Source organism: Duganella zoogloeoides, assembly GCF_034479515.1.
In the GTDB taxonomy this organism is placed as follows: Bacteria; Pseudomonadota; Gammaproteobacteria; order Burkholderiales; family Burkholderiaceae_D; genus Rugamonas; species Rugamonas zoogloeoides.
Genome location: NZ_CP140152.1, coordinates 928767 through 941616, shown reverse-complemented (window position 1 = coordinate 941616; position 12850 = coordinate 928767). Strand labels below are relative to the sequence as shown.

Below are 12850 nucleotides of genomic sequence, written 5' to 3'. Positions count from 1 at the left end.
CAGGCATAATCTTTGTCTAACGCCAAGTATTTGTTCTTCAAACCAGCGATATGCGGTAAGATGCCCGACTGAAGAAACCTGTCCCTTATGGTTCACTATTTACTTACACAGTTTAATGTCAAAACTTAAAAATTGTTTCATCGCCGTTGCTTTGACCTCTGCCTCGCTGGCCGTTTCAGCACAGAGCGGCCCGGACCGAGATGATTTGTTCGGCCAGGATTCCAACACGGGCAATAGTCTGCCTGTCGCAGCGCCCAAGCGGGTGAGTATCGTCAACCAGCCTACGATTGGTGATGACGCAGCCGACAATCAGGCAACCAGGCCAAGCCCTGGGCGCTCCGCTTCCGATGCCCCTCGTCCAGTAGCGCCACGCAAAAGCAATCCTAGCGAGTTCCAGCAATTTGTTTCCGATCGTGTAGGCGGCAATACCACCCTGCCGATTTTCGGCGCTGAATTTTTTGCCAACTCGCAGCCGGTGTTTTCTCCTGTCGCCAATGCGCCCGTGGTGAACGATTATGCCCTCGGCCCTGGGGATGAACTGATGATTCGTGGCTGGGGCAGCATCGATATCGATTATCGTGCAACCATTGATCGCAACGGCCTGATTTCGATTCCCACCATCGGCAGCGTGCCATTGGCCGGCGTACGTGCCGGCGATGCTGAAGAAGTCATTCGCAACGCCGTGGGCCGCCTGTACAAAGGTGTCACGATCAACGTGAACTTCGGGCGCCTGCGTTCGATTACCGTGTATGTGGTTGGCCAGGCCAGCCGTCCGGGCACTTACAATATGTCCAGTCTGTCCACACTGGTCACTGCCCTGTTCGCTAGCGGCGGTCCCAATGCCAACGGCAGCATGCGCCATGTGCAAATCAAGCGCGGCGGCAAGGTGGCAGCCGAACTCGACCTGTACGCTTTCATCGGCAAGGGCGACAAGTCGGCCGACATCAAGCTCCAGGATGGTGATACGATTTTTATCCCTGCCGCAGTTGGCCACGTGGCACTCATCGGCAAGGTTAACACGCCGGCCATCTATGAGTTGAAAAGTAGTAGCGACACGATAGAATCGTTGATTGCCTACGCTGGCGGTGTGCCGGTACTGGCAGATCCGCGCCGCGCATTTCTGGAGCGTATAGATGCTGGCAAGAGTCAGCCACGCACTGTCGAGCAATTTGCTTTGAATACTGCAGGAATGAAGCGGACCCTGAAGGATGGCGACGTCCTTAACATCACCTCGATCACTCCTGATTTTTCGAATGCGGTTGTACTGCGTGGTAATGTAGATCAGTCGGTGCGCACACCGTTCACGTCCGGCATGCGTATCAGCGACCTGATTCCAAACCGCCAGTACCTTATTTCTCGCAAATCTATTAAACGACAAAATGAAGCTGTCAATCCCGAGGATGAAAATCGTACCAATGACCAGGCTGGCAATATTGCCGCTCGTATCGGCGGCCTGATCGACGAGATCAATTGGGACTATGCGGTCATCGAGCGCATCAATAGGGATGACTTGAGTGTCAGCCTGGTGCCGTTCAACCTTGGCAATGTATTCAGCAACCCGTCCGGCGCCGACAATGTACTATTGCAGCCTGGCGACACGGTAACAATTTTTTCGCAACAGGACGTCGCCGTACCGATGGACAAGCGCCGTATCTTTGTCCGGATTGAAGGTGAAGTCAAGACGCCCGGCGTGTACCAGATGACGGCTGGTGAAACCTTGCAGTCGATGCTGGCAAAGGCTGGGGGGCCTACCAGCAATGCCTACCTGTTCGGTACGGGTTTCTATCGAGAACAGGTGCGCAAGCAGCAGGAAGCAAATCTTGAAAAGCTTGCCAATCGGCTGGAAAGCCAAGCACGCTCTGACCAATCGCGCGCAGCGTCCAATGCCCGCTCCGTCGCCGATGCTCAACTGGCCGAGGTAAGGCTTCAGGCACAAGCGGTTGCAGCACAACAGGCAGTAGATCGCCTGCGCCGGCTTAAACCAACCGGTCGTATATCTTTCGGACTAGATCCGCAGGAGACGCGCTTTGCCATTCTGCCGCAGCTGAAACTGGAAAATGGTGACCGTTTGCTGGTACCTGCGCGCCCGGCATTTGTCGAAATTTACGGTGCGGTCAATGTCGAATCCTCTCAATTGTGGCGTAAAGGTCTACGCGTGAAAGACTATCTGGAGAAATCGGGACTGACGGCAGATGCCGATCAAGACAATATTTTCCTGTTGCGGGTGGACGGCAGTGTCGTGTCGCGCGATTCCGGTAGCTGGTTGTCCGGCGGCTTCGGCGGCACAGAAGTCATGCCCGGCGACAACATTGTCGTTCCTGAGAAGTTTGACAAGGAAACGGGCTGGACAAAATTCATGGGTGGCGCTCGCGAATGGACGCAAATCCTGGCGAACTTCGGCCTTGGTGCGGCAGCTTTCAAAACGTTGCGTGACTAATGAAAGGCAGGCTTGAGCTTCAAGCCTGCATTCAGCCTCATACTTTCCAGTTGGTCTTTACAGTATAAACAGCACATGAGTATTAATCAGATACAACCCCCTTCGTTACCGGATACCGGGGACACGAGCGAACGCGACTTTAGCTTGCTCTATATCCTGGTTGTTTTGGCAAAGCACAAAAAACTGATTTTTGGGCTACCGGTAGTGGCAGCCATTCTGGGGGCTGGAATCAGCTTTGCCCTGCCGAGTGTGTATAAGGCGAATGCGAAGCTATTGCCACCGCAGCAAGCGCAATCCGGGGCATCGGCCCTGCTGTCGCAGCTGGGCGGCGCGGCGGGTGCCTTGGCCGGAGCAGCAGGTCTGAAGAATCCCAATGATCTCTACGTAGGCATGTTAAAAAGCCGTAGCGTATCGGATAAACTGGTTGAAAAATTTGACCTGAAAAAAGTGTATGACGTGGAGTCGCGGGAAAAGGCGCGTACCATTCTCGAAGCTAACAGCAATATCGTCGCGGGGAAAGACGGACTCATCACGATCGACGTGGAGGACGAAGACAAGACACTCGTCGCCAAACTTGCCAACGGATATGTAACTGAGTTGGTGAATTTGACCAAGGTGCTTGCCGTTACCGAGGCGTCGCAGCGCCGGGTATTCTTCGAGCGGCAGCTAGAGCAGTCCAAGGATAATCTTGCCAAAGCCGAAATGGCGCTGAAGGGCGCCCTTGATACCCACGGGGTAATCAGTGTCGACGCCGATAGCCGCGCCATCGTCGAGACCGTGGGCCGTCTGCGCGCCCAGATTTCGGCCAAGGAAATTCAGCTGAGCTCGATGAGGGCGTTTGTCACAATTAACAACCCCGAGTTCAAACGCGCCCAGGAAGAGCTCAGCAGCTTGCGTGCCGAACTGTCCAGGCTGGAAAATGGCCGTCCGGCCATCGATAGCGATAAGGCGGAGGGTTCGATCAAACAGGTTGGCCTGGAAAATATAAAGATATTACGTGATGTAAAATATTACCAGATGCTCTACGAGTTGCTTGCAAAACAATATGAAATGGCACGCCTTGAAGAAGCCAAGGATACAGCCTTGGTGCAAGTACTCGATCCTGCAATGGAACCGGAACGTAAATTCAAGCCAAAACGCGTGATGCTCATTCTGCTTTCCGCAATACTGGGTTTGTTTGCGGCGATAGGATTATCCTTTATGTTAGAAAAGCGAAAAAAACTTCTCGCCGATCCCGAGGGTAAAGCCCAATGGGATGAATTGAAGGCCCTGGTACGATCAAGATAATCATCAAATCAGCATTAGTAGCATTGAAAAATATTTATTTTTAACTAACTTATTAAAAAAATGACCAAAAGAATCGCGCTCATCACGGGCATTACGGGCCAAGATGGCGCCTACTTGACTCAACACTTGCTGGAACTCGGCTACACCGTCTACGGAACTTTCCGTCGCACCAGCTCGACAAATTTCTGGCGCCTCGAGGAGCTGGGCGTTCAAAACCACCCGGATCTTCACCTGGTCGAATTCGACCTGACCGACCAAAGCGGTGTGCTGCGCCTGGTTGATCGTATCCAACCGGACGAGATCTATAATCTGGCGGCGCAGAGCTTCGTCGGAGTTTCCTTCGACCAACCTGCAACCACGGCAAACATCACCGGCTTGGGCGCGCTGTATTTGCTCGAAGCGATTCGCTTCGTCAATCCGAAAATCAAGTTCTACCAGGCCTCGACGTCGGAAATGTTCGGCAAAGTACAAGAGATTCCGCAATTGGAAACAACGCCGTTTTACCCGCGCAGCCCGTACGGTGTGGCCAAGCTTTACGCCCACTGGATGACGATCAACTACCGCGAGTCTTACGGTATCTTCGGCGCCAGCGGCATTCTGTTCAACCACGAATCGCCGCTGCGCGGCCGTGAATTCGTGACCCGTAAAATTACCGACAGCATCGCCAAGATCAGCTTGGGCAAGCTCGACTGTCTCGAACTGGGCAATATCGATGCCAAGCGCGACTGGGGCTTTGCCAAGGAATACGTCGAGGGCATGTACCAGATGCTGCAGGTTGATGAGCCTGACACCTTCGTGCTCGCCACCAACCGTACCGAAACTGTCCGTGACTTCGTCACCATGACCTGCAAGGCTGCTGGCATCACGCTGGAATGGCAAGGCGCTGCCGAAAACGAATTCGGTGTCGATACAAGCAATGGCAAAACCATTGTTCGCATCAACCCGAAATTCTACCGCCCGGCCGAAGTGGAATTGTTAATCGGCGATCCTGCCAAAGCCGAGCGCGTGCTGGGCTGGAAGCCTGAGACCACGCTCGAACAGCTGTGTAAACTGATGTACGATGCAGATCTGGCTCGCAACAAGCTGGGCTTCTCGTTTTGAAGATCCTGCTGACAGGCGCATCCGGTTTCACGGGGAGGCACTTCGCCAACATGGCCCGTGAAGCAGGTCACGAGGTAGTCGCGCTCGCCTGTAACCTCGCCGACAAAGTCGAGTTGCGGCAAGAAGTGTTGGCTGCCGCGCCTGACAGCGTGGTGCATCTGGCAGCAATCAGTTTTGTAGGGCAGGCGGACGAGAACGCGTTTTATGCTGTCAACGTGGTAGGCACGATGAATCTGCTTGACGCGTTGCTGGCGCTGCCCAAGTTGCCGCAGCGCGTATTGTTAGCCAGCAGTGCCAACGTGTATGGGAACTGTGATGCCTCGCCCATTGGAGAAAACCAGCCGCCTTCACCGATGAACCATTATGCCACGAGCAAATTGGCCATGGAACACATGGCGAGGACTGTCGGTGATCGGCTGCCGCTGGTGTTTACTCGGCCGTTCAATTACACCGGCGTGGGGCAGGCGAATCAGTTCTTGATACCGAAGCTGGTGAATCATTTTGCGCGCCGCGCGTCGTCGATCGAACTGGGGAATCTCCATGTTGAACGCGAGTTCAACGACGTGAGCATGATCAGTGCTGCCTATTTACAACTGATTGAGCATGGTGTGGCAGGCGAAACTTACAACATCTGCTCGGGGAACGCCTACGCACTAAAGCAGGTCATCGAACTGCTGACCCGGATCACGGGTCACCGCATGGACGTCACCGTCAACCCGGCATTCGTCCGCGCCGGCGAAGTACATCGGCTTTGCGGCAACCCATCACGCTTGACGGCATTACCCCCTCCTGCCATTCCCCTGCCCGCACCACTGAGCCTGGAACAAACCTTGCGTAACATGTTGTTGGTTAAAGAGCAGGAGTTACAGCAACGGACTACAGACGAACAGGATGTCACGCACCGGTAATACTGTTAAGGTGTGCAATGCCGTTTTGTTGCCCTAAGTTATGTGTTTGCCGAAATTCTTGCTAGTTCCCTCCGCATGCGCGGTTGTTGGCGTTGCTGTTGCTGCTGCGAACAATTTATGGCGCTAAGGTCAGTGGGCGACGCCCGTTTCATTCTTGATTTACGATATGTCAATTATCATCAACAACTTTTATGTCGACGCCTGCAAGACGGTCGCCCTGCCGAAGTTCCCAGTGCCCGCGAAGGCATGAGCATGACTGTTCCCTTCTTGGACCTGAAAGCTGCCTATATCGAATGCCAGACCGAGATTACTCGGCCATACAGCAGGTCTTGCATAGCAGATATTACATCGGCGGCGCCGAAGTGGCGGCGTTCGAAGCCGAATATGCACAGTTTTACGGTGCCACCCAGTGCAGGGGCCTGGTCAACGGGCTTGACGCAACGCACCTGGCATTGCGCGTCATGGATGTGGAACCTGGCGACGAAATCATTGTGCCAACCAACACGTCTATTGCGACCTGACTCGCCGTTACTCAATGCGGAGCGCCCCGTGGCACCGGTCGAGCCTGGCGCCCGTACTTTCAACATCACCCGAGCACTGATTGCCTCGGGCGTACGTGCGTTTAAACAATGAGTCTAGTTAAATCAAGCCTGCTGAACGGTATTGCCGTTGTAGTAAAGGTCGGTGCCGCAATGATCCTGAACAAGGTGCTTGCACTGTACGTGGGACCATCCGGTTATGCGGTGATAGGGCAATTTCAAAACGCCCTTGCCGTCGCCTTGAGCTTGAGTGGTGGCGTGATGGGCCCCGGGGTTACCAAGGGTACTGCACAGCATTTTGACAATCAATCGCAGCAGCATACTATCTGGCAAACAGCAGTAAAGCTGACCCTGTCGGCTACGTTGGTGGCAAGCCTGCTGTTTATCGTCGCCCATCAATGGCTGTCAGGAAAGTTGCTGGAGCGTGCCGATATGGATACAGTGTTCATAGGACTTGGCCTTGCTCTGCCAGCGATTGCCCTGAATAATCTCCTGCTTGCCATTATCAATGGTAAAAAGGACGTGGTCACCTATGTCAGCGCCAATATCGTGGGCAGCCTCCTCAGCCTGCTGGTAGTGGGTGCGCTGACCTATCTGGGAGGCCTGTACGGCGCTCTGCTGGCCATCGCCATCAGTCCCGCTGCATCGTTGCTGGCAACGGGCGCGCTGGTAGCGCGCCGCGGCTGGTTCAAGGCCGCGTACTTATGGGGCAAGCTCGACCGGCCGGTTGTAAAAGAACTGTCGGGATTCGGATTGATGGGTCTGACAAGTGCCATCATGTCTCCCCTCGCCTTCATGTTCATCCGAAATCATTTGTCGCAGACCCTGGGCCTGGATGCCGCCGGCTACTGGCAAGCCTCCTGGAAAATCAGCGAGATTTATTTGATGCTGATTACGCTCACATTATCCATGTATTACCTTCCACGCCTGGCCGAAATCAAGACGCGCACGGAACTGGGCAAAGAGATTGCCAAGGTCTATAGCGTAGTGCTACCAATGGTTATACTTGGCGCAGTTGTGATGTATTTTTTACGCGACTTCATTATTGAAAAATTATTCTCCAAGGATTTTGCACCCATGCGAGAGTTATTTTTCTGGCAACTAACTGGCGATATTTTGAAAATTGGTTCATGGATCCTCAGTTACATCATGCTGGGAAGAGCCATGGTTCGCGCCTTTGTCCTGACAGAAGTAATTTTTTCACTTTCTTTTTACGGTTTTACTGTGATGCTTTCCAAAATATATGGTTTCCAGGGCGTCGCGATGGCATATGCTGCCAACTATTTACTATATTGGATTGCCATGTGGATACTAGTCAGAAATGAAATGAACAAAATGGAAACCAAACATGTCTAGTTTAAATTCGCACGGGACCAGGCAACTCACCTCGGTGTTAATCCCGCTTTATAACCATGCCGCGTATATTGTCGAATGTCTTGACGGCGTCCTGCAACAGGACCCCTCAAACATCGAGCTTTTGCTCATCGACGATGGTTCTTCGGATAATGGCTTTCAGGTGGCGCAGCAGTGGAAGGAAACGCACGGTAGCCGCTTTGCACGCATCGAATTCCAACGCCAGGAAAATGCCGGAATTACCCACACTTTTGACCGACTGCTGCGCAACAGTACCGGCAATATTATTGCGATCGTAGCCAGTGATGATGTACTGCTACCCGGTTCCATCGCAGCACGTTTGAGCTTGCTTAACGAGCCTGGTGTCATGGCCGTATTCGGCGATGCGATTCCAATCGATGCGCAGAGCAAAATCACGGGCGCCAGCGCCATTGGCGAGATCGGCAAACCGAGTTCGCGCGTGGCATTGTGCGATCCCCGTACGCTGCCTTGGGAACTGATTTTCCGCTGGAATATCTATGGCTCCGTGTTGATGTGTCGGCGCGAGGGAATACTGAAACCGGATGGCAGTTCCGTATTAAATCTGGAAATATTCAGCGAGGACATGCAGCTGTATTATCTCCTGAGCTCGAAAGATTCTCTGCGCTACCTGAATCAACCGGTGGCAAAATACCGCATCCATACTACGAATACATCGCATACCCAGAGCAATGTTTTAAAATTAAGAAAAAACATTTACCACTCCCGTAAACACGCAATGATCGGCATGCCGATATGGCGTCGCGCCGTAGTAGGCATGCAAGCGTTTACGTATAATCGCTGGCGAGATGGACTGGCATCGCGCTTGTTATTGCCGTTCGTGGCAGCGGCTTACGCAGGAATTCTGGGTGCCCGTGTCGCTTATGATTTTTATAGAACAAAAATTTTAGGGCAGACTCAAGATGTCTGATTCAGAGAATATGCCTCGTGCGAAGCAGGGCAAGCTGGCTCGACGCATTAAGCAGTTCACATCAGAGCCGCTGCCATGGGCGCTGTACATGCTGTGCGCATGGATCTTTTCGCGGTTGCGCAACAAAGTGTACGCGCATTTGCTCAAAGCCCCAGGCTTGAATATCGGCCCGCGCTGTTCCATTCGTGGTACCCAATGTATTTCCATGGGCAGCGGCGTTTCCATTTATGGTGGATTATGGCTGGAGGCGGTTCAGCATTACCGTCATCAATCATTTTCCCCGACGATTACTATCGGCGACAATGTTTCTTTCTCATTGGATGTCCATATTACCAGCGTCAATAAGATTGAAATAGGCAACGGTGTCCTGTTCGGCAGCCGCGTCCACGTTTCCGATCATAACCACGGCCGTTACACAGGCGTGGGCCAGAGTCGTCCCGAGGAACCGCCTGCAGAACGTGAACTGGCAAAGCGCGGCGATGTCATCATCGAAGACAATGTGTGGATCGGTGATAACGTCATTATTTTGGGACCTGTCAGAATCGGTGCGGGCGCTGTAATTGGTGCTAATTGCGTGGTCAAGGGCGATGTGCCGGCAGCGACGATGGTCGCCGGGGCGCCCGCCAAAGCCATCAAACGATTCGATAAAGAGTCGGGCACGTGGAAGAAAATCTAATCATGCCGGACTTGTGTCTTTCGGTTAAAAATACCAACTAACATGACAACCCTTGAATTTTCCCTTCTGGCGCTTCAACACATGGAGGCATATATTGCGCTATGGCTGGGGCTTTTTTTGCTATATCGGCTATTGTTCTGGAAAACTGTCCAGTCAATATTGGATCCGCTTTATTTCTACGTTATTTTTACCAATTCGATTTGCACGGCCAATGTAATTTTTCTGGCGATGTACAACGAAATAAAGATGTACTACACGCTGACTTACATATTTTCGGAAGCAGCACTGCTTTTAGGAATTTTACTGTTTGCACGACCGCAACCGACATTTCAGGTGCAGACACCTTCGGAGCAATTCGTCAAACAACTTAAATTCGGGATGCTGTTTACGATGATCATCGCCATTGGGGCGAACCTGATGGTATATGTTACCAACGGAATTCCGCTACTGCTAGAAAGCCGTAACGACGCGTCTGCCGGTGGCTTTGGGGTCATGCTGCGTCTGTCGCAAGTTGCCACGGCGCTGTTCGTTCTGTTTTATTATGTGAAGAAAAAAATCACCGGTAAGCCGAATTCCAAAATTGAACGCCTGCTGTTTCTGATCAGCATAATGTTCGGTGCATTAAGCGGCTACAAGGCATTTTTCTTGTTCTATATATTTATTTATTTCTTGACCAACGGCAGAACGACACCGCTTTCATTCAAGAAAAAATTTCTTCTGACTTTGGGTGGAATCGTTGTAATGCTCATGATGTTCTCGGTGGTGTTGGGCACGACCGACATTGGAGCAATGATAGGCGGTTTGATGACAAGGCTGCTTGCCTCGGGCGACGTTTACTATATGGCGTTTGTCGACGATACAATTGATCTATTGCCACCTCAGGGATTTTTCTATCAGCTGTTTGGTTCGCTTTTGGCATCTTTTCGCGTGGTCAGTTGGGATGCGGCACCGCTGAATTACGGCTATGCAATCAATGAAGTAGTTAATAAAAATGATCTCTTGTTCGGCCCAACATTCCGCTACAACGTGTTATGGCTGTTGCTGACACAAAGCCCGGTACTGACAACCATATTATCGTTTGTGGTAGGCGCAATCATAGGCTTGCTGAACCGGGCACTAAACCAGATGAAGAGATTGGGACTTGGATTTATTGTCATTGCGTTCTTCTACTATAAATCGTTCCTGCTCATTCTGGGCCCTGACCATGCCGTGAATGATGTCGTGTTATCTGCGTTCATATTCATTTTCATCGCAGCGATAATTTTCCTGCCCATTCATTCACGCCGCCCCGGCAGCAAGACCATAGCAGCATCAGCATCAGCATGAAAAAATTTAACTGGGCGACAACTACGACGCTTGCATAAAACATCAGTAGCTAAATAGCCATTCAGATGGCATAGAATTTTTTGGAAAAATATGAAATCCCCTAGATTATCAGTTTGCATCCCTTCCTATAATAGAGCAAAATATCTGAAGCAAGTCCTGGACTCTGTGGTCAGTCAAAAAGAGTATTTATTTGAAATCGTCATCTGCGAAGATGTTTCTCCTCAGCGTCAGGAAATTGGTGCGATCGCCCGGGAATATCAAAGCATTCATGGCGACCTGATCGTTTATCACGAAAATGCCACCAATCTCGGATTTGACCGTAATTTGCGCCAGTTGTTGAAAACCGCGAGTGGCGACTACTGCGTCTTCCTTGGAAATGACGACGTGCTGTGTCCTGGCGCGCTGAAGAACCTTTCCGAAGTCATTGCACGCAATGAAGATGTCGGTGTCATTTTGCGCGGCTATGGCTGGTTCAATGGTACCCCTGACAATGTCGTGCAAACTGTAAAATATTTCCCGGATGAGCGCTTTATGCCAGCGGGACTCGATAGCCTGGCATTCTTCTTCCGCCGTTCGTGTGTTCTGGCTGGTCTGACTGTGGCTCGTCAGCCCGCATTGGCGCTGGAGTCATCGGAATTTGATGGTTCTCTGTTTTATCAGTTGCACTTGGTCGGTAATATCATTTTGAAGCACAACGGTGTGTTCACGCCGGAAATCATTGCGCTGTGCCGGGCGGACGAGGCGCCCGATTTCGGTCACTCAAGCACCGAAAAAGGCAAATACACGCCTGGCGAATACACGATAGATGCCCGCATCCACATGATGACCGGCGTCGTCACCATCGCCAAATCGATAGACAAGACACATAAAGGCGCATTGGCCGGCATCTTGCGTGATATCGCAAACTACTCGTTCCCGTGGTTGGCTTATCACGCCGACAAGAAGCCTGCTGTGTTCAAGAAGTACTATCAAGAACTCGGCAACATGGGCTTGAAGGCTTTCCCCATGTTCCATGTTTATTATTACCTGATCAGGATCGTTGGCGCCGGCACGGTGGAAAAAATGATCAATTTTGCGAGAAATACTTTGGGTTATACACCAAAACTGGGCGGTCGAAAATAAGCCCGCATTCTCCGCGTTCTCATGTTGATCTAATTATGGAAATCTGAAGTTATGAAGTTGTTGATAGACGGTTATTATCTGGATAAGCCGCGTGGCATGGGCCGATACCTGCAGGAGTTACTATCAGCGGTTGCACGATATGCTCCGGTGCATTGTGCAATCAGGGTCATGATACCTGACGACACCCCTGATACCTTGCTGGTATCCCCCGAGCGTATCAGCTATATCCGGAAAAAACGTCTGCCTTTTCCCGTGTGGGAGCAATTTTCAGTACCGTTCACAGTGTTAGCGGAACGCGCAGATGTTGTTCACTTCCCTTACAACACCATGCCGGTCCTGATGAATTTTCCGGGCTTGGGAAGATTATTTCAAAGCAGACGCGTGGTGACTGTTCATGATCTGATCTACATGACCTCTTCTGGTGGTAATTTTTATCAGGGATGGGGCAACCGATATCGGAAGTTTTGCGTCCAGTTAATCTCACAGTACAAGACCAATGTCATCACGGACAGCCATTATTCTGCTGCCGAGATCAAGTCACGCCTCAAGCTCGACTCCGAGGTCGTCTATATTCCTGTTGAACGGACCTGTCCGAAACAATTTGGCGAGCGTGCTATTGTCCAGAAATGGATATCGTCGAAGAACTATCTGCTCCATATCGGCGGCGTCAGTCCACATAAGAATTCGGCCCGGTGTGTCCAGGCCTTTATTGAGGCCAAGCTCGATGGATGGCAGTTGGCGGTGCTCGGCATGCCTTCCAACTGCGCACTCGCTCAGGAGCACGCAAGTAATCCGGCAATCCAGTTTCCCGGCTGGGTCAGCGACCATGAAATGCGGACCATACTTGGCCATGCAAACGGCGTGCTGTTTCCAAGTCTGATGGAGGGGTATGGCCTGCCGATTGTGGAAGCTTTCGCCTCGGGTCAACCCTTGCTGACGTCGAATCTCCCGCCAATGAATGAGCTGGCGGCCAACGCGGCTATTTTGGTCGATCCGACGTCGGTACCAAAGTTGACCGACGGTATTTTGAGCATGGTATGCGATCAGGCCGGTAGTGCGGCCCTGGTTGAAAAGGGCTATCTGCGGATGAAAGAAATTACCTCCGCCAAGATGGCAGAAAAGATGTTCGCAGTTTATGGGATCGTGAAATAA

11 protein-coding genes are annotated in these 12850 nt (G+C 51.7%); all 11 read left to right on the top strand.

Annotation, left to right across the window (positions count from 1 at the left end; genetic code table 11):
- Positions 1 to 115: 115 nt before the first annotated feature.
- The 11 genes from SR858_RS04125 to SR858_RS04080 all read left to right on the top strand — a co-directional run bounded on the left by SR858_RS04125 (position 116) and on the right by SR858_RS04080 (position 12850).
- Positions 116 to 2437, top strand: a complete 2322-nt coding sequence (locus SR858_RS04125; RefSeq protein WP_040377926.1) for a polysaccharide biosynthesis/export family protein — start codon at positions 116 to 118, stop codon at positions 2435 to 2437.
- Positions 2438 to 2512: 75 nt separating this feature from the next.
- Complete coding sequence (locus SR858_RS04120) at positions 2513 to 3724, top strand: GumC family protein (protein ID WP_040377973.1); 1212 nt, start codon at positions 2513 to 2515, stop codon at positions 3722 to 3724.
- A 60-nt stretch (positions 3725 to 3784) separates the two neighbouring features.
- Complete coding sequence (gene gmd / locus SR858_RS04115; RefSeq protein ID WP_019923008.1) at positions 3785 to 4825, top strand: GDP-mannose 4,6-dehydratase; 1041 nt, start codon at positions 3785 to 3787, stop codon at positions 4823 to 4825.
- On the top strand, positions 4822 to 5733 hold the full coding sequence (locus tag SR858_RS04110) for a GDP-mannose 4,6-dehydratase (RefSeq protein ID WP_019923009.1): 912 nt from the start codon (positions 4822 to 4824) through the stop codon (positions 5731 to 5733). The genes gmd and SR858_RS04110 overlap by 4 nt, the downstream gene beginning before the upstream one ends.
- Before the next feature lie 191 nt (positions 5734 to 5924).
- The gene (locus SR858_RS27720) at positions 5925 to 6254 is read left to right on the top strand and encodes a DegT/DnrJ/EryC1/StrS family aminotransferase (RefSeq protein WP_084670038.1); all 330 of its coding nucleotides are present in this window, start codon (positions 5925 to 5927) and stop codon (positions 6252 to 6254) included.
- A gap of 108 nt (positions 6255 to 6362) precedes the next feature.
- Positions 6363 to 7628 (top strand): O-antigen translocase, encoded by a 1266-nt coding sequence (locus SR858_RS04105; protein ID WP_026637499.1) that lies wholly within the window; start codon positions 6363 to 6365, stop codon positions 7626 to 7628.
- The gene (locus SR858_RS04100; RefSeq protein WP_019923012.1) at positions 7621 to 8574 is read left to right on the top strand and encodes a glycosyltransferase; all 954 of its coding nucleotides are present in this window, start codon (positions 7621 to 7623) and stop codon (positions 8572 to 8574) included. Before SR858_RS04105 ends, SR858_RS04100 begins: the two co-directional genes overlap by 8 nt.
- Positions 8567 to 9250, top strand: coding sequence for an acyltransferase (locus tag SR858_RS04095; protein ID WP_084670040.1), 684 nt, complete (start codon positions 8567 to 8569; stop codon positions 9248 to 9250). The genes SR858_RS04100 and SR858_RS04095 overlap by 8 nt, the downstream gene beginning before the upstream one ends.
- A 42-nt stretch (positions 9251 to 9292) precedes the next feature.
- The gene (locus SR858_RS04090) at positions 9293 to 10576 is read left to right on the top strand and encodes a hypothetical protein (protein WP_154819972.1); all 1284 of its coding nucleotides are present in this window, start codon (positions 9293 to 9295) and stop codon (positions 10574 to 10576) included.
- 90 nt (positions 10577 to 10666) lie between these two features.
- The gene (locus tag SR858_RS04085) at positions 10667 to 11698 is read left to right on the top strand and encodes a glycosyltransferase family 2 protein (RefSeq protein WP_084670042.1); all 1032 of its coding nucleotides are present in this window, start codon (positions 10667 to 10669) and stop codon (positions 11696 to 11698) included.
- Between the two features lie 51 nt (positions 11699 to 11749).
- Complete coding sequence (locus tag SR858_RS04080) at positions 11750 to 12850, top strand: glycosyltransferase family 4 protein (RefSeq protein WP_019923017.1); 1101 nt, start codon at positions 11750 to 11752, stop codon at positions 12848 to 12850.

What these genes read in the sequence shown, in the direction of transcription:
- SR858_RS04105 (WP_026637499.1), top strand. Translation starts at nt 6,363, where the DNA reads ATGAGTCTAGTTAAATCAAGCCTGCTGAACGGTATTGCCGTTGTAGTA.
- SR858_RS04085 (WP_084670042.1), top strand. Translation starts at nt 10,667, where the DNA reads ATGAAATCCCCTAGATTATCAGTTTGCATCCCTTCCTATAATAGAGCA.
- SR858_RS04100 (WP_019923012.1), top strand. Translation starts at nt 7,621, where the DNA reads ATGTCTAGTTTAAATTCGCACGGGACCAGGCAACTCACCTCGGTGTTA.
- SR858_RS04080 (WP_019923017.1), top strand. Translation starts at nt 11,750, where the DNA reads ATGAAGTTGTTGATAGACGGTTATTATCTGGATAAGCCGCGTGGCATG.
- SR858_RS04095 (WP_084670040.1), top strand. Translation starts at nt 8,567, where the DNA reads ATGTCTGATTCAGAGAATATGCCTCGTGCGAAGCAGGGCAAGCTGGCT.
- SR858_RS04125 (WP_040377926.1), top strand. Translation starts at nt 116, where the DNA reads ATGTCAAAACTTAAAAATTGTTTCATCGCCGTTGCTTTGACCTCTGCC.
- SR858_RS04120 (WP_040377973.1), top strand. Translation starts at nt 2,513, where the DNA reads ATGAGTATTAATCAGATACAACCCCCTTCGTTACCGGATACCGGGGAC.
- SR858_RS27720 (WP_084670038.1), top strand. Translation starts at nt 5,925, where the DNA reads ATGTCGACGCCTGCAAGACGGTCGCCCTGCCGAAGTTCCCAGTGCCCG.
- SR858_RS04090 (WP_154819972.1), top strand. Translation starts at nt 9,293, where the DNA reads ATGACAACCCTTGAATTTTCCCTTCTGGCGCTTCAACACATGGAGGCA.
- gmd (WP_019923008.1), top strand. Translation starts at nt 3,785, where the DNA reads ATGACCAAAAGAATCGCGCTCATCACGGGCATTACGGGCCAAGATGGC.